Origin of the sequence: Corynebacterium sp. CNCTC7651, assembly GCF_021496665.1 — a bacterium.
Lineage (GTDB): Bacteria > Actinomycetota > Actinomycetes > Mycobacteriales > Mycobacteriaceae > Corynebacterium.
Window position 1 is genome coordinate 107,528 of record NZ_CP071246.1, and the last position, 23,860, is coordinate 131,387.

At 65.3% G+C, this 23,860-nt stretch carries 20 protein-coding genes and 1 pseudogene; 5 read left to right on the plus strand and 16 right to left on the minus strand.

Annotation, left to right across the window (positions count from 1 at the left end; genetic code table 11):
* Positions 1-52 precede the first annotated feature (52 nt).
* Positions 53-1,708 (minus strand): AMP-binding protein, encoded by a 1,656-nt coding sequence (locus tag JZY91_RS00500; protein WP_234948058.1) that lies wholly within the window; start codon positions 1,706-1,708, stop codon positions 53-55.
* Between the two features lie 106 nt (positions 1,709-1,814).
* Between JZY91_RS00500 and JZY91_RS00505 the strand changes: the two genes are divergently transcribed.
* A complete protein-coding gene (locus tag JZY91_RS00505) occupies positions 1,815-2,669 on the plus strand; it encodes a GDSL-type esterase/lipase family protein (RefSeq protein WP_234948059.1) in 855 nt (284 codons plus the stop codon).
* Positions 2,670-2,700: 31 nt separating this feature from the next.
* Here JZY91_RS00505 and JZY91_RS00510 read toward each other — a convergent pair whose 3' ends face one another.
* From JZY91_RS00510 to JZY91_RS00575, 14 genes and pseudogenes are all read right to left on the minus strand, one after another.
* The gene (locus JZY91_RS00510) at positions 2,701-3,051 is read right to left on the minus strand and encodes a DUF2304 domain-containing protein (protein ID WP_234948060.1); all 351 of its coding nucleotides are present in this window, start codon (positions 3,049-3,051) and stop codon (positions 2,701-2,703) included.
* On the minus strand, positions 3,048-3,737 hold the full coding sequence (locus tag JZY91_RS00515; RefSeq protein ID WP_234948061.1) for a glycosyltransferase family 2 protein: 690 nt from the start codon (positions 3,735-3,737) through the stop codon (positions 3,048-3,050). Before JZY91_RS00515 ends, JZY91_RS00510 begins: the two co-directional genes overlap by 4 nt.
* 13 nt (positions 3,738-3,750) lie before the next feature.
* Positions 3,751-4,560, minus strand: a complete 810-nt coding sequence (locus tag JZY91_RS00520) for a glycosyltransferase (RefSeq protein WP_234948062.1) — start codon at positions 4,558-4,560, stop codon at positions 3,751-3,753.
* 23 nt (positions 4,561-4,583) lie between these two features.
* Positions 4,584-5,447 carry a glucose-1-phosphate thymidylyltransferase RfbA gene (rfbA, locus tag JZY91_RS00525; protein ID WP_234948063.1) on the minus strand — a complete coding sequence of 288 codons (864 nt, stop codon included), beginning with the start codon at positions 5,445-5,447 and terminating at the stop codon, positions 4,584-4,586.
* A 3-nt stretch (positions 5,448-5,450) separates the two neighbouring features.
* On the minus strand, positions 5,451-5,891 hold the full coding sequence (locus JZY91_RS00530) for a hypothetical protein (protein ID WP_234948064.1): 441 nt from the start codon (positions 5,889-5,891) through the stop codon (positions 5,451-5,453).
* 62 nt (positions 5,892-5,953) lie between these two features.
* Complete coding sequence (locus JZY91_RS00535) at positions 5,954-7,279, minus strand: sugar nucleotide-binding protein (protein WP_234948065.1); 1,326 nt, start codon at positions 7,277-7,279, stop codon at positions 5,954-5,956.
* A 138-nt stretch (positions 7,280-7,417) separates the two neighbouring features.
* Positions 7,418-8,413 (minus strand): dTDP-glucose 4,6-dehydratase, encoded by a 996-nt coding sequence (rfbB, locus tag JZY91_RS00540; RefSeq protein ID WP_234948066.1) that lies wholly within the window; start codon positions 8,411-8,413, stop codon positions 7,418-7,420.
* A 76-nt stretch (positions 8,414-8,489) separates the two neighbouring features.
* A complete protein-coding gene (locus JZY91_RS00545) occupies positions 8,490-9,929 on the minus strand; it encodes an ATP-binding protein (RefSeq protein ID WP_234949005.1) in 1,440 nt (479 codons plus the stop codon).
* 58 nt (positions 9,930-9,987) lie between these two features.
* Positions 9,988-11,232, minus strand: a complete 1,245-nt coding sequence (locus JZY91_RS00550) for a hypothetical protein (protein WP_234948067.1) — start codon at positions 11,230-11,232, stop codon at positions 9,988-9,990.
* Positions 11,229-12,518 carry a M1 family metallopeptidase gene (locus tag JZY91_RS00555; protein WP_234948068.1) on the minus strand — a complete coding sequence of 430 codons (1,290 nt, stop codon included), beginning with the start codon at positions 12,516-12,518 and terminating at the stop codon, positions 11,229-11,231. The genes JZY91_RS00550 and JZY91_RS00555 overlap by 4 nt, the downstream gene beginning before the upstream one ends.
* A 5-nt stretch (positions 12,519-12,523) precedes the next feature.
* Positions 12,524-14,519 (minus strand): annotated as a pseudogene (locus JZY91_RS00560) (prolyl oligopeptidase family protein).
* An 8-nt stretch (positions 14,520-14,527) separates the two neighbouring features.
* Positions 14,528-15,697 carry an alpha/beta hydrolase family protein gene (locus JZY91_RS00565; RefSeq protein WP_234948069.1) on the minus strand — a complete coding sequence of 390 codons (1,170 nt, stop codon included), beginning with the start codon at positions 15,695-15,697 and terminating at the stop codon, positions 14,528-14,530.
* Between the two features lie 236 nt (positions 15,698-15,933).
* On the minus strand, positions 15,934-16,227 hold the full coding sequence (locus JZY91_RS00570; RefSeq protein WP_234948070.1) for a hypothetical protein: 294 nt from the start codon (positions 16,225-16,227) through the stop codon (positions 15,934-15,936).
* Positions 16,176-17,345: an alpha/beta hydrolase family protein gene (locus tag JZY91_RS00575; RefSeq protein ID WP_234948071.1), complete on the minus strand. Its 1,170-nt coding sequence runs from the start codon at positions 17,343-17,345 to the stop codon at positions 16,176-16,178. The genes JZY91_RS00570 and JZY91_RS00575 overlap by 52 nt, the downstream gene beginning before the upstream one ends.
* A gap of 123 nt (positions 17,346-17,468) precedes the next feature.
* On the opposite strand from JZY91_RS00575, the gene lpdA reads away from it, so the two are divergent.
* The 4 genes from lpdA to JZY91_RS00595 all read left to right on the plus strand — a co-directional run bounded on the left by lpdA (position 17,469) and on the right by JZY91_RS00595 (position 23,252).
* The gene (gene lpdA / locus JZY91_RS00580; protein ID WP_234948072.1) at positions 17,469-18,881 is read left to right on the plus strand and encodes a dihydrolipoyl dehydrogenase; all 1,413 of its coding nucleotides are present in this window, start codon (positions 17,469-17,471) and stop codon (positions 18,879-18,881) included.
* 183 nt (positions 18,882-19,064) lie between these two features.
* The gene (locus tag JZY91_RS00585; protein ID WP_234948073.1) at positions 19,065-19,553 is read left to right on the plus strand and encodes a YbjN domain-containing protein; all 489 of its coding nucleotides are present in this window, start codon (positions 19,065-19,067) and stop codon (positions 19,551-19,553) included.
* A complete protein-coding gene (locus tag JZY91_RS00590; protein ID WP_234948074.1) occupies positions 19,550-21,382 on the plus strand; it encodes an HSP90 family protein in 1,833 nt (610 codons plus the stop codon). Before JZY91_RS00585 ends, JZY91_RS00590 begins: the two co-directional genes overlap by 4 nt.
* Positions 21,366-23,252: a hypothetical protein gene (locus JZY91_RS00595; protein WP_234948075.1), complete on the plus strand. Its 1,887-nt coding sequence runs from the start codon at positions 21,366-21,368 to the stop codon at positions 23,250-23,252. Before JZY91_RS00590 ends, JZY91_RS00595 begins: the two co-directional genes overlap by 17 nt.
* Before the next feature lie 57 nt (positions 23,253-23,309).
* Here JZY91_RS00595 and JZY91_RS00600 read toward each other — a convergent pair whose 3' ends face one another.
* Entirely contained in the window at positions 23,310-23,792 is a 483-nt protein-coding gene (locus tag JZY91_RS00600) for an SRPBCC family protein (protein WP_234948076.1), read from the minus strand.
* Positions 23,793-23,860: the final 68 nt, after the last annotated feature.

The following is a 23,860-nucleotide window of genomic DNA, read 5'->3' on the forward strand; positions in this document are numbered from 1 at the left end:
TGACAAACTCGTTCCGGGCCAGAGGCGCCCAGGATCGCTATCGGCCGCGGCTCTACTTGCCCACTCCAGGCAGGAAGCGCGGGACAACCTTGCCCACGGCGTTGCGGGGCAGCTCGTCGACGAAGTGGACGTCGCGCGGGATGGAGTGGTCCGCCAGGCGGGTGCGCACCCACTCGCGGATGGCGTCGGCACGCAGGTGCTCGCCCTGCTCGTCGCCGCCGCGAACCACCCAGACGGCGATGCGTTTAAAAGTGGTGTCGTCGTCCACGCCGTATGCGTACACGTCGTCGATACCCGGCATGTCTTCCAGCACTTCCATCACGGATTGCGGGTGGACGTTCTCGCCGCCGACGATGATCATGTCGTCGTTGCGGGAGAGCACGTGCAGGAAGCCGTCCTCGTCGAAGTAACCCAGGTCGCCGATCTCCACCAGCCCGTCAATGGTCACCATCTCGGTGTTGGGGTTGGTGTAGCCCTTCAGCGCCGTCTCGTTGTACAGGAAGATGCGGCCGGTTTCGCCTTGGGGGACAACGTTGCCGTCATCGTCGTAAAGCTTGAGAATCGTGCCCGGCGGTACCTTGCCCACGATGGAGGGGTCCGCCTGCATCTGTGCGGGGGTTGCGGCGGCGGCGAGGGCGAGCTCGGTGGAGCCGTAGATGTTGGCCAGGATGGGGCCGAAGCGCGCGGTGGTGCGGCGCAGCAGTGCGGGGGTGACGGCGTTGCCGGCGGTGGCCAGGTAGCGCAAGCTGGAGGTGTCGAAGCTCTCGTTGCCCTCAAGGTCCAGCATCTGCTTGAAAAAGATGGGGGAGGAGATCAGCCCGTCGCAGCGGAAATCCTCAATCTGTCGGTAGCAGGCCTCCGCGTCGAAGATGCGGCGCGTGACAATTGTGGAGCGCGTGGCCAGCGCCACCTGCAGCGCGGACCAGCCCCACGTGTGGAAGATCGATGCGGAGAGCTGCACGGTGTCGCCCGCGCGCCACGGAATCGCCTCCAGGTACCCGGCCACCACAAACGGCATCCGCGGCTCGGGGCGCACGATGCCCTTCGGGATGCCAGTGGTTCCGGAGCTCATCAGCACCAGGTTGCCGTGCTTGGGCTTTCGGGGCAATTGCGTATCGACGTTCGGTTGCACCACGATATCCCGAATCGACAGCCCGTCCGCTCCGCCCTCAGTGAAGGCGCGGACGACGGTGATGCCGTCCATGACGGGTGCGGAGGTGGGGAGGCGGTCTGCGAATTCATCGTCGATGAACAGGACGTTGATGTTGTTTTCTTCGAAGATGCCGCGCAGCTGCTCCGGCGAGGAGCCGATGTTGAGCAGGAAGATGTGGCCGCCGGCGTACCCCTTGGCGCCCAGCGGCAGGATGATGCCGCGGCCGTTGCGGGCCATGACACCGATGCGCAGTTCCTCTAGACCGCGGTCCCGCTGCACGCCCAAGAGCCAGTGCGCGAGTATGCGCGTTTGGGCGCGGAGTTGGCGGTAGGAAAGCACGCCGTCATCGTCAATCAGGGCAGTGCGATCCGGCACGGCCGCTGCGCCCTGCTCGATTTCGCGGGCGGTGGTGAACCAGTAGCGGGACAGGTTGGGTAGCAGCGCGGCTGCGGCGCGCGGGCCGCCCTCGGCGCTGACGATGCCGGAGCGGACGACGGCCGGCACGAAGCGGGCGAACGATTTCAGCAGAAATGCGGGATGTTCTGTGGGGCGCATGGTATCAAAGTAGCGAAAGAGGTTACTGTTGCGTATGTTACTGGTGTGACAAGGGTGCGTGTCGCGCTAAGCGGCGGCCTTACCCTCGGGAGGAAAGGGTTTTCTCATGCAAACTATCGCGCTTCGCAACAAACTTGCTACGGTCGCCGCCGCCGTGCTGGTCACGCTGTGCGCCGTCGCCGGAATCGCTGTGTCCGCTGCGCCGGAGGCATCCGCCCAGCAGCGCAACCTAGTCATCTTCGGTGACTCCGTGATTTCGGACCCGAACGGCCCGCAATGGGCGGCCGGCAAACTGGGGCTGGATCCGCGCGGCTCTTCCAACGTGAACACGTGGTGCCCCACCTCGCCCACTAACTGGGGCCGCCAGGCAGCCAACCAGCTGGGCCTGCCTGCGTGGGACTACTCCTGCACCGGCACCGTGAGCATCCAGAAGGGCCCGCAGTTCGCCTCCCAGGTCACCCGCGCGGTGAACGACGGCGGCCTGAACCGCAACACCGCCCGCGTCATCATCTCTACCGGGTTCAACGACACCTATCACAACGACGGCCGCGACGCCGCAGCCTTCCGCCGCGACTGGGTCGCAGCCATGATCCCGGAGATCAACCGCATCAAGGCCGCCGCGCCGAACGCGCGCATCCAGATCGTCGGCTACCCCAAGATCACCTGGAACGGCAACGTCTGCCTCTTCCACATCGCGCCGAACAGGCACGACACCACCCCGTTCCCGGCGGTTGCGAGCTGGGAGGATTCGATCCAGTGGGCGCAGGTTGACCTCGCGCGGGCAACGGGTGTTGAGTTCCTGGACCTCAAGCCATCCACCTGGAACAACAACATGTGCGCCCCGGACCACATGCGCATGTGGGCTGGCTTGGTGGACTTCTACGGTGGCCCGGGCAACCTGCCCATCCACGTCAACGCGCGCGGCCACCAGCACGTCGCCGGCGTGATCGCGGCGTCCTAGCGCGCGCCTGCGGCACCGCGCGCCAAACGTCCTAGCGCGAATCCCCCGCGCGCAGGTCCTCCGCCTCCGCGTTCTGCAGCGCCACCGCGCGGGCTAGGCGGGCGTAGCGCAGCTCCTGCTCGCGGAAGCGGGTCCAGGTGGAGATCGTCGTAAAGAAGAACGCGATGATCAGGATGTAGAGCATCAAGTCCGTGCCGCGATCCACGCCCAGCCAGTTGGCCAGCACCGTCACATCGTCGGGACGCAAAATGGCCCACAGGGCTGCGAAGATGAGGACCACGAAGCCGATCTTCACCCACGCCTTCGCGTTGGCCTTCTTGCGGTTCTGGAAGAAGTACACCGCCAGCGCAACGGTGGCGATGATCAGGACGAGCTGAATCACTTGAGCCTCCTTGCCACAATGCCGTCCGCGAGGATGTTCACGCCGTTGATCAGGGATTGGCCCTTGGACATGGAGTAATCGGTGTACAGGATGTCCACCGGCTGCTCCGTAACGCGCCAGCCCTTCTCATCAATCATGGTGACAATCTCGGAGGCGTGGGACATCCCGTTCATGCGGATGTTCATCTCATCCGCCACCTTCCTGTTAAAGGCGCGCAGGCCGTTGTGCGCGTCCGACAGCCCCAGCCGGCGGGTACGCGGGGAGAGCATGACCACAATCTGCAGCACCATGCGCTTGATCCACGGCACCTGCGAGTTGTCCTGGCCAGCGAAGCGGGTGCCCACAATGATGTCGTAGGGCTCGGTGCGCAGCCGCCCCACCATCGCCACCACATCTTTCACCTGGTGCTGGCCGTCCGCGTCGAAGGTGACAAAGTACTGCGCGCCGGGCTGCTTGCGGGCGTATTCCACGCCGGTTTGGATCGCCGCGCCCTGGCCCAGGTTCACCGGGTGGTTCACCAGCTTCGCCCCGGACGCGCGGATCGCCTCCGCAGAGTTGTCGGCGGACCCGTCGTTGACAGCGACGATGTTCGGGAACGTCTGGCGCGCGTTGGAGAGCACGTCGAAAATGACCGTGCCCTCGTTGTAGCAAGGCACGATCAGCCAAGTGTCCTCGTATCCGCTCATGTCAGCCGTTAGGTTACCCCTCGCGGTGGAACAAGAGCGCGTACACGCGCCGAAGCAGCCCAGCTGGCAGCGCCCTGTACGCGGTGCGGGCGGCCAAGTTGAACACCGCGCGCGGCCTGCTCACCAGGCCATATTCCACCAGGTTGCGCTGCATCTGGCGTTCCGCGGCAAACATTTCCTTCCCGGTGCGGCGTTGAAACTGCGCGTCGGTGACCTGGAAATACGTCAGCGCCTCCGGCAGGTTGCGCAACTGCCACCCGCCGGCCAAAAGCCGCGCGTAGAGGTCATAATCCTCCATAAAGTGCACGTCGCGGTACCCGCCGACCTCCTTCACAGCCGCCGTGCGCAGCATCACCGACGGGTTGTTGATCGGCGAGTTCACCCTCGCGTAACCGGCCGGGTCCTCGGGCAGCGCCCGCACCTTGCCGGCATCCCCGGGCACCTCCCGGAACTCCTCCACGGCCGTGCCCACCGCGCCGACCTGGGGGTTACGCTCCAAAAACTCCGCCTGCACCGCAAAGCGCTCCGGCTTCGCCACATCGTCCGAGTCCAGCCGCGCAGTGAACTCCGCCTCGATCGTCTCCAGCCCCGCCTGGGACGCCGGCCCAGACCCCACGTTCTGCGCAAGCCACACCACCCGGGCATTGTGCTTTTCGACGTTCGCTTGCACCACGCCCAAAACCCCATCCGAAACGGGGCCGTCGAGCACAATCACAATCTCATCCGCCGGTCGCGTTTGCGCAGCCAACGAGTTCAGCGCGCGCTCGAAGTCGCCCGCTTTGGTGCCGTGGTAAGCGGTGATCAATGCCGCGATAGAAGTCACCGGCACCACCCTAGTCGTCAGCCCTAGTCCCGCGCCGCGTCCAGCAGGTAGCGGCCGTAGCCGGACTTCATCATCGGCTCTGCCAGCCGCTCGAGCGCCGCGGCGTCGATGAAGCCTTCGCGGAACGCGGCCACCTCGGGAGAGCCGATCACCGTGCCCGTACGTTTCTGCAGCACCTCCACGTACGCGCTGGCCTCCGTCATCGAATCGATGGTGCCGGTGTCCAGCCACACGTCGCCGCGGTGCAGGCGGTGCACCTTCAGGCGCCCCTGCTCCAGGTACGCCTCATTCACGGAGGTGATCTCCAGCTCCCCGCGCGCGCTGGGTGTGATGGATTTGGCGATGTCCACCACCTGGTTGTCGTAGAAATACAGCCCCACCACGGCGAAATTGGATTTCGGATCCGCCGGCTTCTCCTCGATGGACAGCGCCGTGCCGTCGGCAGCGAACTCCACCACGCCGTAGCGCTGGGGGTCGGAGACCTCGTAGGCGAAGATGGCGCCGCCGTCAACGCCGCGGGTCTCGCCCAAAATGCGGGTGAGCTCGGTGCCGTCGAAAATATTGTCGCCCAGCACCAAGGCCACGTCGTCCTCGCCGATGAACTCCTCGCCGATCAGAAACGCCTGCGCCAGCCCTTCGGGGGACGGCTGCACTGCGTAATGGAGCATGAGGCCGAGCTGGGAGCCGTCGCCAAGCAAGCGCTCAAAAGCGGGCCTGTCCTCCGGTGTGGTGATGATCAAGATCTCGCGGATGCCGGCGCCGATCAGGGTGGTCAGCGGGTAGTAGATCATCGGCTTGTCATAAATCGGCATCAGCTGTTTCGAGATGCCTTTGGTGATCGGGTACAGGCGTGTGCCTGAGCCGCCCGCGAGGATGATGCCCTTCATGGGCTAGAACGGCAGGGTAATGCCGAACTGCTTGAGCATCTCGCGGTTCTGCGGGGTGTCCAGGTTCATGATCAGCGTGAGCACGCCGGTGATGATGCTGAGCACGAACAGGATCACCGAGGACGTGCGGACTTTGGAGAAGTCCCCGGAAGAGAACGCCTGGAGGATTTCCAGCTGGGAGTTCGCGCTGGTGGTGGTTGTGGTGGTTGCCGCCGTGGTGGTGGTCTTGCCCGCGGTCACGGTCGGTGTGACGGTCACGGTCTGGGTGACGGTGGGGCGGGAGCTAGTCGCCGTGGCGGCCGCGGAGGAGGTCACGCTGGACGCGCCGCTGGCCGGCGTGGCGGTTTCGGTGGCGGCGCCGGCGTTGCTCACCAGGACGGTGGCGCACATGGTGGCCGCCAGCGTTGCTGCGGCGGCGGTGCGGAAGGTGGACTTTGCGGTCATGGTGGGCTCCTTATACAGACGCGTTGCTCCCCATAGTTTTAGCCCATCGCCCTGCCGTGTTGCTAGATATAGGTTGCTAGATACAACGCGAGTGCTGCGCGCCAATTCGTGGGCGTGAAGCCGGTGGCGGTGATCTTTGTCAGGTCCAGCGTGGATTCCGCCGGGCGGCGCGCCTCCGGGCCGGCCAGTTCCGCGTACTGCTCGGTGGTTACGGGGTGCACCGAAGACGGGTCCGCGCCCAGGCCGATGAACACGGCCATGGCAATCTCGTCGCGCCCCACCGCATCACCTTCGGAGGTGATGTTGTACACCCCGTACTCCGCGCCCGTAGCCAGCAAGTGCGCGATGCCTTTGGCCAGGTCCTCCGCCCATGTCGGACGCCCGCGCTGGTCCGCCACCACGTTTGGTTCCGCGCCCTTCTCCGCCAGGCGCGCCATGGTGTCCATGAAATTCGCGCCGTCGCCGAACACCCAGGACGTGCGCACCACGTAGTGCTTCCGCGCCACCTGCGCAGCCGTGTCCCCCGCGGCCTTGGACGCACCGTACGCACTCAGGGGGCTCGCGGTCTCCGCTTCGGTGTGCGTGTCCACGCTCCCGTCAAAGATGTAGTCACTCGACACATGCACCAAAGTCAGGTCGTGCGCGTTCGCAATCGCGGCCAGGCGCGCCGGGGCGTCCGCGTTCACGGCCCAGGCTGTCCCACGGTCTTGCTCCGCGCCGTTGACATCGTTGTACGCCGCGCAATTCACAATCGCCCAGTACTGAGAGAAATCGGTCTCCGGGATGTCCGTGATGTCAAACTCCGCGCGGGTGGCAAAGTGCGCCTCGCGCTCTGTCCATACCTTGCGCAGCGCCCTGCCGAGCTGGCCGTTCGCGCCGGTGACCAGGATTCTCTTGGGTGGTACCGGGGAAGCGTCGGCAAGCATCGGATGCCCCTCATCCGCCGCGGAGAGCTCGGTGGGGGCGAGCGGCCAGTCAATCTCCCGGTAGGAGCAGAACGCGTAATCCCCGTTCGGGTTGTAGCGCTGGTTCACCAGGTAGATGTAGCTCGTCGCGTCCTCCAACGCCTGGAAGCCGTTGGCCACCCCGCGCGGGACAAACACGGCGGTGCCCGGCGTGATCTCGGTGCCGAAACGCTCGCCGTACGTCGCGGAGCCCTCGCGCATGTCCACCCATGCGCCGTACACGCGCCCGCTGGCCACGGACACCCACTTATCCCACGGCTCCGCGTGCATGCCGCGGGTGGTGCCGCGGCGCGCGTTGAAGCTCACGTTCTGCTGCACGGGCTGAAGCGCCTGGCCGGCCCAATTCTCCTTGAACCAGCCGCGATTATCCTCGTGCACCGCGAGCTCGTGGACGGTCAGGCCGGCAATCGGGGTTTCACGCATGGTGCCCAGCGTATCGGGGTCACTGGCCCTGGGTCACTGGCCCGGTTTCCGGGAAGCGCCAAAGTTTGCCAAGTTCCGCTCTACCGCCTGTAAACCCGCAGGTGGTTGCAGAACTCGGCAAACTTACGCGCGCGTAGATTATTGGCCGCGCTGGGCATACTGCTTTTCGACGTTCGCCTTCCCCGGCCTCCACCACCACTCGTTGGCGCGGTACCACTCCACCGTCTGCTCGAGGCCGGCGCGCAGGTCGGTGTAGCGCGGCTCCCAGCCCAGCTCGCGGCGGATCTTCGAGGCGTCCATCTGGTAGCGCTGGTCGTGCCCCGGGCGGTCCGCCACGTGCTCGTACGTGCCGCCCATGATCTTGCAGAGCAGCTCAATGACCTGTTTGTTCGTCGTGCGCTCCGTGTCCGCCCCGATGGCGTAGGTCTCGCCCGGGCGGCCGCGCTCCAGGATGGCCAGGACGGCGGCGTTGTGGTCGTCCACGTGAATCCAGTCGCGCACCTGCTCGCCGGTGCCGTACAGCTTGGCGGGCTGGCCGTCGATGAGGTTGGTGATCTGGCGGGGAATGAACTTCTCCACGTGCTGGTAGGGGCCGAAGTTGTTGGAGCAGTTGGAGATGGTGGCGGAGATGCCGAAGGAGCGGATCCACGCCCGCACCAGGTGGTCCGACCCGGCCTTGGTGGCCGAGTAGGGCGAGGACGGGTTGTAGGCCGTGTGCTCGTCGAAGCGCTTGTGGCCGTGGAGGGGCAGGTCCCCGTAGACCTCGTCGGTGGAAATGTGGTGGAAATGCACCGGGTGGGAGTTGTGCACCGCCCGGATCGATTCCAGCAGCCTGTAGGTGCCAACCACGTTGGTGTGCAGGAACGCGGACGGGTCGCGCAGGGAATTGTCGTTGTGGGATTCCGCGGCGAAGTGCACCACCGTGTCCGCGCGGCCAACCAGTTCGGCGACCAGGGCGGCGTCCGCGATGTCCCCCTCAACGAACTCCACGTCTAGGCCGTCCAGGTTGGCCCGGTTGCCGGCGTAGGTGAGCTTGTCCAGCACGGTGATGGTGTGGTCGGTGCGCTCCAGCGCCATCCGCACAAAGTTCGCTCCGATGAAGCCTGCGCCGCCCGTGACCAGCATGTTTCCCATGTTGGCAACCTTACCTAACACCCAACATAACACCTACCTAACACCCTGCTATGTCATGTGTTATGTAGGTGTTGAGTTAAGTCATCCGGTACCGCTGTCGGGGGCTGCGTTCGGGCTCAGTCCTCTCGGCTGTGCCTTCGGCGACGAGTTGGTTCAACGCGTTCATCACGGACGTGCGGCTGAGGCCTGTGGCTTGCACAAGTTCGGTCGTAGACCAGGAGGTCTCCTCAGCTAACAGTCGCCTCACCTGCTGGAACGCGGTTTCGTGAGTTTCGGCCTCGGCGACTCTGTGCTTGAAAAACGTCACGGTGAAGTGAGTCAGCGTGTTGGTGAACTTCGGAGGCGGCATAAGTGCGTCAGCCGTAGCGCGGTTCATTGTCGCGATGCCGGTACCGCGATTCTCTGCAATCGGTCCTCCGCCGGGGAAGGTGAGTTCTTCGAGAAACGTTGCCAGTTGCTGGTTTCTTGTCGAGCTCGCTCCTGGGCGACCCAAATTTTCCGTAGTCACACCGCCGTAGAGCCCGCCCGGGTTCGAGATCTCCAACCGATCCACGTACATGTCTATCTGCACCGGCGTGCCCTGCGCGGAAGGGGAGTAATCGCGGTGCATCAGGGCGTTTACCAATGCTTCTCTCACGGCAACGGGGGGATAGTCCGGCAGGTCCTGGCGGTACACCTCACCGATCAATCCGGCCGTGCGCATGTTCTTTTCCACGAGACGAACGCCCTCATCCACCATTTCTGGGATAGTGCCCGTGATTCGGGCACTATCCAGAAGGCGGATGCCCTGGGTAACATCGCCTTTCCCTTTACCTGGATACAGCGCAAAGGTCACCATGAGGCGCGGATAAAATTGTTGGGGATACTCCCCCATTGAGAGGAGGGCGGCGAGAGTCGGGTTGTCGCCCTGCAGCACCCGCAGGCGATTTAGCGCCGCCTCATCGCCGCTCTCAAACGTCCGTGGTCGGCGCGTCCGCTGGTTATCCAGGTACGCATCGAGTCGTGTTGCGTCCAGATCTGCCTGGCTCGCGTCGTCGACGGCCGTGAGATCCCAGCGCGGCTGTTTCCGTTCTTCCAAGAGCCGGTCAATCTCGTATCGCGTCAGTTTCACATCCGCATCGCCTGAGCGGGTGTAGCTCCCGTTGTACATGCCCCGATCGGACACGTAGCAGGGCTTATCCTGCACCTCCAGTTCTTCAACGTGGGCGACTAACACCGGCTTACCCTTCACCGGAATGACCTCAATCTCTGGTCGAACATGAGGTGTGAGTCGCTCGCAGTAGGAGACCAAGCGATCTCGCTCGGCGAGGGCATCAAAAGAGTCGACGGGAATGAAACCATCTTGCTCACTGATGCCTAAGACGATAATGCCACCGGCGTGGTTGGCGAAGGCGCTGAGGGTTTCTAGGGCAGACTTGCCAACACCCGTTTTCACTTCGACGCGTTGTTGCTCTGCGCCGACAATCTGCAAATGTTCCAGCAGCTTTTCAAGTTCCTCCGGGGACATAATACCCAACATAACACCTACCTAACACCCTGTTATGCCAGGTGTTATGCAGGTGTTGAGTTAGGTGCTAAGTCTGTGCCGCGGGCCTAGCAGCCTTGCCAGCCCCAGCCCGGGCCCGCGCGAGACCCGCGACGTGTACCAAAGCGCCGACCATTGGGCCGACGTACAGCGCGACTATGACGGACTGCACCACGCCCCACGGCGCCGCGAATAGCACCGCGAACGCGACGAGGGAGGCCACCACCCAGCCCGCCAGGTACCACGCGTGCCGTTCGAGCGCGAGCACAGCCACGCCGGTGATCATCAGCGTGCCCATGAATGCAGATGCCAGCGTGAGCAGGCCCAACGTCACCCCGCCCACAAACAGGTCCGGTTTGAACGCCAGGCGCAGGATCCACGGTCCAATCGCCCACGCGGCGACGAAACCGACCGCGCCCAGCGCAAGCACGGCCGCCACCGGGGCAAGGAGGGCGCGGTACACCTGCCCCCGCTTTTCGACGAAACGAACAACCAACGCTGATTGGAACCGCTGCAACGGCACGAGCACCGGCGCGCGGGTGAGCATGACGGCGTTGTTGATGGCCCCGACCATGACGGCAATCGCGGCGTCGTTGTCGGGGAAGGCGGCGGACACAGCCGTGGGAAAGCCGGTGATCAGCGCCGCGGATGCACCGGAGGCAACCATGGCGGTGAGGACGCGGGTGAGAAAGGCCTCGCGGTCCACGTCCAGCGCCACGCGAATGTTCAGACGGGCGGAGCTTGAGGTACCGAGGATGATCAACCAGCTCGCGGCACCGATAACGGTGATCAGCAGAAACGCCGGCAACCCCCAGCCCGCCGCCCACGCGACCAGCGCAAGCGCCAGGCGTACGCCGGCGTCCAGCGCCACCAACCCGGCGTACTGGTCCCACAGGTTGGCGCCGCTCAAAATGCCGGAAAGTACTGCTTGGAATGCGTAGCTGACCAGGCCGAACACCAAGAGGCTGGTAGCCAGGGAAGGGGACATGGGGACGATTGCGCGCATCATCCACATGCCCGCAGCAATCACCCCAATGACAACAAACGCCGCCACCATGGATGCGAAGCGCCACGGGTTCGCTGTGCCCCGCGCGCCGGTATCCCGGGCGGAGGCGACGGCCCTGGTGGTTTCGTGCGTGATGCCGTCGATAAGCCCGGTGCTTGCGAAAAAGAGTCCCCAGAACGCGGTGAAGTAGCGGTACTCCGTCTCTATGTCCAGCGCCCAAGAGGCGATCCACATCAGGATCAGGCCGGCGGCCGCCGAAAACAGGGTGGCTAGGGAGAGTTTTTTCATGCCCCGCCTCGAAGTACCGGTGCCGGGGGCAGCGCAGTGTGGTTGAGCCAGGAATCCATCACGCCGGCCACGTTCGCACCGGGTGCCTGACGCTTCAGCGCGTTGGCGAGGTCGAACGGCTCCACCACGCCGTGGGCGCAGCTTGCGGTGTAGTCGCGGACGGCGTTGAAGAATGCGTCGTCGCCCACCTCGGCGCGCAGGGCGTGGATGGTGATGGCGCCGCGCTTGTACACGTCGTCGTCGAACATGTGGCGCGGTCCCGGATCGGCCAAGAGCCAGCGGTGCGGTGTGAGCATGGCGTGGTGGTGGGCAACGCTGTCGTCGATACGTTTGGTGCCCCGGTAGTCGGCCCAGAGCCACTCCGCGTAGCAGGCGAAACCCTCGTTGAGCCAGATGTCGTTCCACTGCGCGAGGCCCAGCGAGTTGCCGAACCACTGGTGGGCCAGCTCGTGCGCAATCAGCCGCTCGTTGCCGCGCGCGTGGTTGCGCCCGAAGATGGACTGCCCGGCGGCCTCGAGGGGGATTTCCAGCACCTCCTCGTGGACCACCGCGGTGTACTCCTCGAAGGGGTAGGGGCCGAAGACGGTTTCGAAAAAGTCCAGCATGTCCTGCTGCAGGGCAAAATCGCCCAACTGCGCGCCGCGCGGCAGCCAGGTGCTGGTGTTGCGGCCGATCTGGTGGCGCACAAACTGGCCGACGTTAACGGTGGCCAGGTACGTGGGCAGCGGCCGGCGCGTGGTGGTGGCCACCACCTGGTACGGCTGGTCCGGGCGGAGCTGGATGGCGTAGGTGGCCTTCTCATCCGGCGTGTCGTCGCAGGGGAACCAGGTGGGGGCGCCGTTGGGCTGGTTGGCCGTCAGCGCGCCGTTGTTCAGCTCCTCCCAGCCGAGCTGGCCCCACGCGGTGCGGCGCGGGCGCGGGGTGCCGCCGTACCGGATGCTCAGCTGGAACTCCGCGTCCACCGGGATCGGCTCTGTGAACGTGATGCGCAGCTTGTTGCAGGATTGGCGGAACCGCTTGACTGCTACGGGCTGGCCGCTCTCCGCCCGGGCCGCGACATCCACGCGACGCACCCGCATGGTGTCGGCCAAGTCCAGCGTCATGTGGCTCAACTCCCGCCACGCGGACAGCGTCAGCATTGCGGTGCCGTCCAGGCGGTTCGGCCCAACCTTGTAATCCAGGTCAAGCGCGTAGTGCGTGACGTGGAAACCCAGGTTGAATTCGATGCCGGTGTAGGCGTCGCGGTGTCCGGGGATTGGCGTGGAGCGCAAGCGGTGCGTGCTCATGGGCACTAGCTTCCCGCGAGATGGCGCTCCAGCCAAATAAAGATCATCGACTCCACGCGCGCTACCTGATCATTATCCGCCGCGCCGGCGTGACCACCTGCGGTGTTCTCGAAGTAATCCACCGGCTGACCAGCCTTGTCCAACGCGAGGGCAAACGTGCGGGCGTGCGCGGGGTGCACGCGGTCATCCCTTGTAGACGTGGTTACCAGCGCCGGCGGGTACGCCACCTCCTCGCGGGAACGGACGTTGTGGAGCGGACTCCAGCGCTCAATCGCCGCGCGCTCCACCGGATCACCCGGGTCCCCGTACTCCGCCATCCAGGACGCGCCTGCGGAAAGCGTGTGGTAGCGCAGCATATCCGTCAGCGGCACCTGAATCACGGCGGCACCGATCAGCTCCGGGTACTGCACCAGCGCGCCCGAAGTGAGCAGGCCGCCGTTGGAGCCGCCGCGGATGCCGATCTGCGACGGCGCCGCGTAGCCGCGGCGCACCACGTCCTCCAGCACAGCGCGGTGGTCCTCCCACACCTTGTGCCGGTTCGTCTTCACCACCTGCGAGTGCCATTCCGGACCGAACTCGCCGCCGCCGCGCAGGTTCGGCTGCACGTAGAAGTAGCCCTTCTCCAGCCACCCGATTCCGCGGGCATTGCTATACGACGGCAACAAGGACACCTCAAAGCCCCCGTACCCGCCGACAAGCGTCGGCTGGGCGCCGCGGGAGAAATCGCCGGTGATGAAGTAGGGCACACGGGTGCCGTCGGCGGAAGTGACCCAGTGCTGGCGGGTTTCCAACCCTGCGGCATCGAAGAACGCCGGCGACTGCTTGACCGGCTCGGGCGCGGCATCTTCGCCGCCCCGGGCTTGGCTGCCCGGGGCGTAGCGCAGCAGCGTGGTGGGCGTGGTGAAGCTGGATGCTGCCAGCCATGCCTCATCCCCGTCGTTGGCGCTGGTGGCTACGACGTAGGCGGAGGCGGCATCAGGAAGCGTAAGCTCCTCCTGTTCCCACGTGCCCAGCGTGAAGCGGGTGATGTGGGTAGTCACGTCCTTGAGCGTGGTCACCAGCATCGATGTCTGGGTGAACGAGATGTTCTCCACGGTGGCATCGGCGACGAGCACGGTGAAATCGCGCGCACCGTCCTGGAACGATGCCAGTTCAATCACGCCGAGCTGGCCTTGCGGCTACCCCGGCGAAGTCTGTGCGGGGAAGGATGAACAGCCACTGGCGGCGCACCACCGCGCCGCAGTCGGTGGGCAGCTCCAGCTCCTCGCCATCAACCCAAATGCGGGAGTTGTAGAAATCCAGCATGCGCGAGAACACGGTGCGCTCGAAGCCGGGGGTCGGGTCGAACTCCCCACCGACCATGACATCGGTCGCCTCGCCGCGGAAGACCTCCTCGCAGTGGACGTTGCCCTCCCTGTCCCGCGTCCAGCGCTGGACCTGAGCGGGGTAGCCGGATTCGGTGAGGGCACCTGCTTCACCCGTGTCGGTGCACACGAGCAGGGTGTTCAGGTCGACCCAGGAGACATCGGTCTTGGCTTCGTCGATACGAAAGCCCCCGGGAACGAACTCGCGGGTACCAAGGTCGAACTCCCGCACCACCGTCGCGTCCGCCCCGCCGCGGGAGAGCTGGACCAAGGCGCGGTCGTACGCCAGCGGGCGCACAGCGGCACCCTTCCAGACCCAGTCCTCGCCCTCCGTCGACGCGAGCGCGTCGAGGTCAAGCAGCACCTCCCATTCCGGCTGGTCCGAGCGGTAGGACTCCAGCGTGGTGCGGCGCCACAGCCCGCGCACGTGGGCCGCGTCGCGCCAGAAGTTGTAGAGGTACTCGCCGCGGCGCGAGACAAACGGGATCTGGTCGTCCGAATCCAGAGACTCCCGGAACCGGGCGCGCAACGCGTCATCCGCGTACGCCTCTTCGGTGGCGTCGGACCACTCCCGCGCCCAGGCGAGGGTTTCGGGGTTGTCAATCCCGTCGAGAAGCTCGGGTGCAATCTCCCTCATCGGCTTCCTCACAGGCCGAACGCGGGGGCGATGGTGGTGAACCAGGAGCGCTCCATGTCCTCGCGCCAGTACGGCCAGGAGTGGGTGCCAACGTTGCGGAACTCGTAGTGCGCCGGAATGTTCAGCGCCTCGAGCTTCGCGCGCAGGTCATGGTTGCACTGGTTAATCGCGGCCTCGATCACGCCGCCCTCAATCTGCAGGGTTGTGGCTGCCACGCTCGCTTCAATCTCGTTCGCGCCCAGGCCCATGATGTAGCCCACCTGGTCGTAGTGGCCGGCCAGGCCGGTGGCGGAGGAGACGTAGAGCTTGGTGCCGCGCAGCTTCTCCGCGTTGATCAAACCGTCATTCCACACGTTGTACGGCCCGCCCATCGGGCCCCACATGCGCTCCGGCGTCACCGTCTTGAAATCGGAGTTGCCGGCGCGGTTCACCGTCAGCCGCGCGAAGTTGTAGCCCTGCGGGGAGGCGGTGGCAGCGCAGCCGGAGAAGGACGCGGCGGCGTCGTAGAAGCCCGGGTTGTGCTGCGGCAGCACGAGCGCTGAGGTGCCGGACATGGAGAAGCCCACGATGGCGCGGCGGTTATCCGCGCCCAGGGTGCGCTCCATCGGGCCGGGGAGCTCCTTGGTAATAAAGGTCTCCCACTTCTGCGGGCCCTTCAGGTACGGGGTGTTCAGCGTGTCGTCCACCCAGTCGGTGTAGTAGCTGAACGCACCCGCCTGCGGAATGACCACGTTGACACCCTTGCCGGCGAAGAACTCGCGCACGTTGGCCATCTTCAGCCAGTCCTGGTTCTGCTCCGCACCGCCTGCGCCGTTGAGCATGTAGATGATCGGCGCGCCGTAGACGCGCTGGCCCTGCGCGTTGGTGGCGGGGACGACGGCGACGGGGATGTCGCGGTTCATCGACGGGGAGTAGACGAGGTAGGAGAGCACGTTTTTGTGGTCAACCTGCTGGACCCAGTCCTGCGGTTTGCCGGAGCTGACCACCATCGGCGGGGTGGTGCGGGCATCCCACGCCTTCACAGTGCCTACCGGCGTGGTGCCGGCAACCTGGGCGGCGGTTACCGGCGCGGCCTGGGCGTTTGGTAGCGGTGCGACTGCACCGAGTGCGAGAGCCGCCGCGGCGGCGTTGGCGGCCACGGCGGAAGTGACGGCGTTGAACGTGCGCTTCATGCTCATGTGCGGTTATCTTACGGTCACTTTAGGAAACTTGTGTAACAATAGTGCGCAACTGTTACAGCAACGTTGAGATTCTTACGCGAAGGAAGAGCCGGCATGAACCCGATTGAGCAGCTTCAGGTCCAGATCAACGAGCTTCTTGGCATGCTCATGCACCTCGGCTCTTCGATGTCCTCCCGCATCGCATTCGGGTTCGGGCTGTTCTAAGGCCCGGCGGGCTGGGTGTACCCCACCCCCTACAACCCCAGCGCGGGCTTGATCACCTGGTCCCAAGACACCTTGAGGTCGTCGCGCCACAGCGGCCAGGAGTGGGTGCCCACGTTGCGTTGGTTGAACGTCACCGGCACGTTGAGCGATTGCAGCTTCGTGTGCAGGTCGTGGGAGCACGCGTTCATCGCGCCCTCGATCGCGCCGCCCTCAACGTGCAGGGTCGTCGCGTTGCCCAGCGCTTCCGCGGACTTCAGCTCTTTCACGTTCTTCAGGTAGCCCACCATGTCCGTCTCCGCAGCGAGGCCCGTGCCGGAGGACATGTAGATTGGGTGTTCGTGCCCTGCAGCTTGTCCGCCATCACCAGCGCGTCGTTGTATCGGTTGTACTCGGACCCGCGTGGGCCCCACAGGTTCTCCGGGGTGATGTTGCCCTTGCCGGCAGAACCGCGGTTCACGGTCAATCCGACGAAGAAGGACGGCAGCGGCGTCGATGTAGCCGCGCAGCCGGAGAACGACCCCACAGCGGCGTAGCGGTTAGGGTAGTGCTCTGCCAACAACAGCGAGGACGTCGCGGACATGGAAAAGCCCGTCACCGCGCGCAGATCGTTCGCGCCCAGGTAATCCTCGATGGCGTACGGCAGCTCCTCGCCCAAGAACGTGGTCCACATCTGCGGGCCGTGGTAGTACACGTTCTTCTCCGGCACGGTCAGCCAGTCCACGTAGTAGGAGAACGCGCCTTCCATCGGAATGACCACGTTCACGCCGGCACCCCCGAGCACCGCGCGGACCTCTTCCGGTGCTTGCACCAGCCAATCGGTGTTCTGCTCCGAGCCGCCCGCGCCGTTGAGCAGGTAGTACGTCGGCGCGTTGTCAATCCTGTTGCCTGCCGCGTCGCGCGCCGGGAGCACCGCAACCGGGATGTCGCGCTGCATGGATTCGGACCACACCGCTACAGCCTCGCCGCCGAGCAGGCGCACCTGCCTGAACCACAGCTGGGGGTTTCCCTTGTAGTCCTTCGGCGCCTCAACCATCGGCTTCACGTCTGCCTTGGTCGGGGTGGTTGTCCCCGGACCGTCGTAAAGCGGGGGCATGTTGTCCAGCTCGCCCTCGGTGGTGTCCGCGGTAAGCGCCTCGTCCACGGCGTTCGCGATGGCCTTCAGGTCCCCGTCCGGCACGGATGCGCCCGCCGGGGTTGGTGTCGTGGTGGCCGCCACCTCCGGGCTTGCCTCAACCACCTTCGGCTCTGCCGCCGTGGCGGTGGTGGGCTGTTCGGCCGCCGTCGTGGTCGGCAGCGGCGCAACCGACGTGGTCACCACCGTGCTCGCCGGCTGGATCACGGCCGGGTGAGGGGCATGCTCCTGCGTGCCGACGGCAGGAACAACAACCGCAGCGACAGCTACCGCTGCAACGGTCGCTGCGGCGGGGCGCGTGAACTTCATTAGGCAGGCTCGCTTTCACACGGTGCAACACGGGCAAGACGAAGCTTTTCGACGACTGTTACATTACTGTGCTCGCCCGAACCCTTCGCCCTCGATCGGTGTATTCGCAGTATCCTTGGGGGCGTGACTACAGAACATTTTGACGTTGTTGTCCTCGGCGCGGGCCCCGGTGGCTACGTTGCCGCTATTCGCGCAGCTCAGCTCGGCAAAAAGGTTGCCGTGATTGAGAAGCAGTACTGGGGCGGTGTCTGCCTGAACGTGGGCTGCATCCCCTCTAAGTCCCTGATCAAGAACGCCGAGGTGGCGGAGATCTTCAACCACGAGGCGAAGACCTTCGGCATCAAGGGTGACGTGGAGTTTGACTTCGCGGATGCCCACAAGCGCTCCCGCAAGGTCTCCGAGAAGATCGTCGGCGGCGTGCACTACCTGATGAAGAAGAACAAGATCACCGAGATCCACGGCCTCGGCTCCTTCAAGGACGCGAAGACCATAGAGATCACCGAGGGTGATGATAAGGGCAAGACCGTCACGTTCGACGATTGCATCATCGCCACCGGCTCCGTGGTGCGCACCCTGCCGGGCATCGAGCTGTCCGACAACGTGGTGTCCTACGAGGAGCAGATCCTCAACCCTGAGGCCCCGAAGACCATGGTCATCGTCGGCGCGGGCGCCATCGGCATGGAGTTCGCCTACGTGCTCTCCAACTACGGCGTGGACGTCACCGTCGTCGAGTACATGGACCGCGTCCTTCCGAACGAGGACAAGGACGTGTCCAAGGAGATTGCGAAGCGCTACAAGAAGCTGGGCGTGAAGCTACTGACCGGCCACGCCACCACCGCTGTGCGCGACAACGGCGACTCCGTTGAGGTGGACATCAAGAAGAACGGCACCGAGGACACCCAGACCCTCACCGTGGACCGCGTCATGATCTCCGTCGGCTTCGCGCCGCGCGTTGAAGGCTACGGCCTGGAGAACACCGGCGTTGAGCTCACCGAGCGCGGCGCTATTGCTATCGACGAGCGGATGCGCACCAACGTCGAGCACATCTACGCCATCGGCGACGTGACCGCGAAGCTGCAGCTCGCCCACGTGGCTGAGGCACAGGGCATCATCGCCGCGGAGACGATCGCGGATGCGGAGACCCTCGAGATCGAGGACTACATGATGACCCCGCGCGCAACCTTCTGCAACCCGCAGGTCGCCTCCATGGGCTACACCGAGGAGCAGGCGAAGGACAAGTGGCCGGACCGCGAGATCAAGGTGGCTACCTTCCCGTTCAGCGCAAACGGCAAGGCAGTGGGCCTGAACGAGACCGCTGGTTTTGCCAAGCTGGTCGCGGACGCGGAGTACGGCGAGATCCTGGGCGCCCACTTCGTCGGTGCCAACGTGTCCGAGCTCATCCCTGAGGTTGTGCTGGCGCAGCGCTTCGACCTCACCGCGAGCGAGATCGCGCGCAGCATCCACATCCACCCGACTCTGTCCGAGGCGGTCAAGGAGATCGCGCACGGCGTCGAAGGCCACATGATCAACCTGTAGAAGCCTCGGCTTCCCCGCATCTTGAAGCAGCCGCCCCGGCCCCACCCACGTTGTGAGGCCGGGGCGGCGTGTTGTTTCGGGCGGCATCCCGCACCCGCTGCGTAGTGTGCGCTGGGCCACTAAGCTCAGGTGTGACAACATCGCGCTGAACACCATGCGGCAATCACCACAAAGGAGCACTCCATGGGCTTTTTCGATAATGCGCCGGCGCAGAACGCGAACGGCCTTGCCCCGCTGTCGATGGACCGGGTCCGCCAGATTTTTGACCGCAACGAGATCAACTACGGCGTGGACGATGACGGCGACCTGGTCGGCGGCTGGGAGTTCGGCGGGTTCAATTTCATGGCGCTCGGCGCCGATCGGGACATCTTCTGCGTTCGCGGCACGTGGTACGGCGAGTTGCCGCTGGACCGTCTGGATGAGGCGAACGCGTTTACTGCAGCGTGGAACCGCGAGCACTTCTGGCCGAAGACCTGCACGATCGTCTCGGAGGAGGACACGGTCCGCATCGTGTGCGAGCACGTCGTTGCGTACCAGTACGGCCTTACCGACGATCAGCTGGAAGACCACCTGAACTGCGGTTTGATGACGGGCAATTCGTTGTTCGAGGCGATCAATGAGGCGTTCCCGGAGGCTGTTGAGGGAGCCCAGGTCGAAGAGAGCGGGGAGTGACGCTCGACCGCTTCCAGGTCAACCTGGGCGGGCTCGTCGAGGTGCTCTCGCAGCACCTGTATTCGGGGCCGCAGGTATACCTTCGTGAGCTGGTGCAGAACGCGGCTGATGCGGTCGCCGCGCGCCAACTAGAGGACCCAGACGCGCCCGCCACGGTGCGGCTTGAGCCGTGGGTCGACGAGCCGGGGCTGACGGTGACGGACACCGGCATCGGCATGACGTACGCGCAGGCTGAGGAGCTGTTGGCCACGATTGGGCAGTCGTCGAAACGCGATGCTGTGTTTGGTGAGGGGCGCCAAGAGTTCGTCGGCCAGTTCGGGATCGGCCTGCTCGCGGCGTTTCTGATCAGCGACACGATCGAGGTGTGCAGCCGCGCTGTAGGCCACCCCGCGATTCGCTGGGAGGGCCACAGCGACGGCACGTTCCGGCTCGCGGAACTCGGCGGCGACGAGCAGCCGGTCGGCACCCAGGTGCGCCTGCGTGCGTCGCAATACATGGAGGACTGGGTGGCCACGGACACGGTGGTGCGCCTCGCCGCGGAATACTGCTCGTTCCTGCCCGTCGATATCGCGGTGAAAGTGCCGGTGGGTGCGGGTCGCCAGTGGCGCCGCATCACAGAACCGGAGCTGCCCTGGCTGGCCGCGTACGCCTCCCCCGCGGAGCGCGAGCGCGCATTGCGCGCCTATTGCGAGCGCACGTTCGGGTTCACGCCGCTCGCGGCGATTGACTTGGAGGTGGGTGTCACCGGCACCACCGGCGTGGCGTTCGTCCTGCCGCACGCGGTGTCGCCGAAGTCGGGCAGGCACCGCGTGTACACAAAGCGCATGCTTGTCGACGCCACCGCCGACGCCGTCTTGCCCGAGTGGGCCTTCTTCGTCCGGGCGGTGCTCAACTCCGACGCGCTCTCTCCGGTTGCCTCGCGCGAGCAATTGCGTGACGACGCCACCCTCGCCCTGACCCGGGACGAACTCGGTGAGCAGTTGAAGCGGTGGGCACAGGACACGCTCGTCGGCACGCATGAACGCGCGCGGCGGTTCCTGGAGGTGCACCACTTGGCGCTGCGGTCAATGGCGCTGGTGGATGACGACATGCTGGAGCTCGCCGCAGAGGTGCTGCCGTACGAAACGACGCTGGGCGCGATGACGCTGAAGCAGCTTGCCGCCGAGGCGGGCGTAGTGCGTTATTGCCCGACGACGGAGGCGTACCGCGCCGTCGCGCCAGTGGCTCGGGCGCAGCAGCTGGGCGTAGTCAACGCGGGCTACGTCTACGACGCGGATTTGCTCAACCGGCTCGCTGCGAGGCCGGGCTGGAAGGTTGAGGTGCTGTCGTCGAAAAGCATGCACCAGACGTTTACGCCGGTGGGCCCGGTTCGGGAGGCGGAGACGTTGCTGGCGATCGAGCGAATGACAGAAGTGCTGGGTGCCGACGATTGCGAGATCACCTTGCGCGAGTTCGCGCCCGCCGACGTGCCCGCGGTACTGCTGCGCGACCCCGAGGCGGAGCGGCGCTTAGAACGCCGACGCGAGCAGGCCGAGGCCGAGGGCGGGTGGCGTGCGCTGCTGGGGAGCTTCGACCAGGGCGACGAGCCGATTGTGGCCCGCACCCTGGTGCTCAACGATGCGAACCCGACCGTGCGCACGCTGCTCGCCGCGCACGACAGCCCGGAGCTGCCGGCGGCGTTTCGCACGATCTATTACTCGGCCGTGCTGCTCACGGGTGAAGGGCTCACGGCTGGCGAAGCAGCGAGCCTATCGGCATCCCTCGGCGTGCTGCTCACCGCCGCGTTGACCGACCCGAAAGAAGGAACCCACGATGGACACGAGAACTGAAACCCGTAAAGCCCTCAACGTGCTGACTGACATGCCGGACGGCCCCGCCCGCGTGCTGGCTGCAGAGGTGCTCGCGCGCCGAGTGCGCAACCAGGGCCCCGACGAGATGCTTCCAGAGGTGCTAGAGCATTTGGTGCGCGCCTACACCTTCGGCGTGGACACCCCGGAGGCATTCGCCACGTTTTCTGAGCTGCTGCGCCTCTACGACACACACCCGGAGTACTTCGACGAGCACGACACCGACCTCCTGTTTTGGCAGTTCAAGTGGATCGGGGATGCGCTGCCGGACTACCCGGAAATTACCCGCGAGGTCGCAGAAGCGTTGCTCGATGACATGGAGGCACGCTACCGCCAGGCCGGCCACAGCATGGCCGCCGTGTCGCGGGCGCGTTTCGGGTGGGCTTCCGCGAACGGTGACAAAGAGGACGCGGAGCGCTATTGGACGCAGTGGAACGCCATCGCCGGCGATGACATGGACTGCGAGGCCTGCCACCACAGCGACTTAATCCACCGCATGGTTTCCCTCGGGCGTTACGACGACGCCGTGAACCTCGGCCCCCTCGACAACGCCACCTGCAACCGCGAGCCCGCCGGAATGTTCCTCGAGCTGGCGATGGCCAACCTGCACACTGGTGATGCCCGCGCTTGCGCCGAGTTCTTGCGGTCTTCCATCGCCCACCACGACCGCACCCTGCGCGATCCGGAGCGCATCGCCGGCTGGTTCGAGATCTTCGCCCGCGGCAATCAGCTCGAAGAGGGCCTCGCGATGCTGAGCACCATCGGCCGTGACGCCGTGGAGGGCCAGGGCGCGCCCATGCACCGCCTGCGCTACTGCCTGGCGATGATCCGGGGGCTGAGCGCCCATCCTGGCGCCGGCGAACTCCCCACCGGGCTCGAAGCATTCTCCACCGTTGCCACGCTTGCCGCCGCTTGCGAGCACGAAGCCGCCACCCTCGCCGCCGCCTTCGACGCACGGGCTGGCAAGCCCCACTGGGCTGGTGTGCTGGCCGAGGCACGCCAAGCCCGTGTGCTGGCCGACCTCGGGGAGGCAGAAGAGCCGGTGGAGGCCGTCGAACCAAGTGCGGTACCTGATGACCTGAGCGCTGAAATCTCCCGACCCACTTCTGTCTCCGACCCGTTCACCGCTGCCGAGGAGCTTGCAAGGCACGAACAGTGGGACGAAGCCGCGCCGCTGTACGATCGCGCAGCGGCGCAGCGCGACGCGGCCGGGGACATCCTCGGCGCTGGCCTCGCCTACGCCGAGTCCGCGCAGGTCCGCTCGATGTCGGGTTGCTACGCAGACGCCGTGCACGTGTTCCAGCAGTCTTGGGACCGACTCATCGCAAGCGAAGCCCACCCGGATCTTTTGGTGCAGGTCGCCTATGCGTGGGCAGGCAGTGAGGCGGAGCTGGACGATACTGACGTGACCGGTCCCACCGTGCGCGACGCGCTCGCCGGGATCTCGGACGTGGACACTGCCACTATGACCGGTGAACTGGCCGAGCAGGAGCAACGTGGCAACGATGTGCGCCGCGCTCGGATCCACGACATCCTCTCCCGTCTCGCCGCCGCCCGCGGGGACGCTACCGGAGCTGCGGAAGAGGCGATGCGCGCCGGCGAAGGCTTTGGCTCGGCCGGTGAGATTCGCTTGGCTGCTGAAGCATTCCTGCTCGCCGCCCGCCAATTACACGAGGCGAAGCGTTACGACGACGCCGCGTGGGCCTACGAGTCGGTTATCGAAGCGCTCATTGCTACCTCGCAACGCAGCGCCGTGCCAGCGGTGCTCGACGAATTTGTTGCGTTACTCAAGGAATCCGGCCAGCACGAGCGCGCTGAGCTCGTGCTTAAGGAGTACATGGGGCTCAACTAAGTTAAAACGCCGGGCCCTCCGAGGGGAGGGGCCGGCGTTTAAGCAATCGTCGTAAAGCTAGTGCTTCTGGGTCGGGTTGTCGGTGCCCGCGACCGCTGCGGCGAGGTTGTCCAGGGACTTTGCCAGGAAGTCATCGTCGAACTTCTCGCTCATCTTGCGCACGTTGTCCAGCTCAATCTCGTCGCGCTGGTAGGTGAGCTTCACGCGGGTGTTGTCGGCGTCGATCGGCTCGAGCTCGTAGAGCCACTTCGCGCCAACCTTGACCTCGGCGGTGGTGTTCTCGACGTTCTTCCAGCCGATAACGCGGTCCTCCTGGAAGGCGAACACCTCGTTCACGGTCTGGTAGTCGCCGTCTTCCTTAGTCATGTTCATGGTGAAGGTGTCGCCCACAGCCTTAATGCGCTCGCCCTGGTCGGCGGAGACCACCATGCCGGAGTTGTCGGTCTCGGCGTGGCGCTCCGGGTTGGAGAGAATGTCGAAGATCTCCTGTGCGGAAGCGTCAATGTCACGGGTTGCAGAGTTTCTCATGTTGTCAGCCATGTCGCCCACCATACAGAGATTTGGGTCACGCCGTCGGTGCCCGGCACTGCCCCCGCCCCGGACCTAAA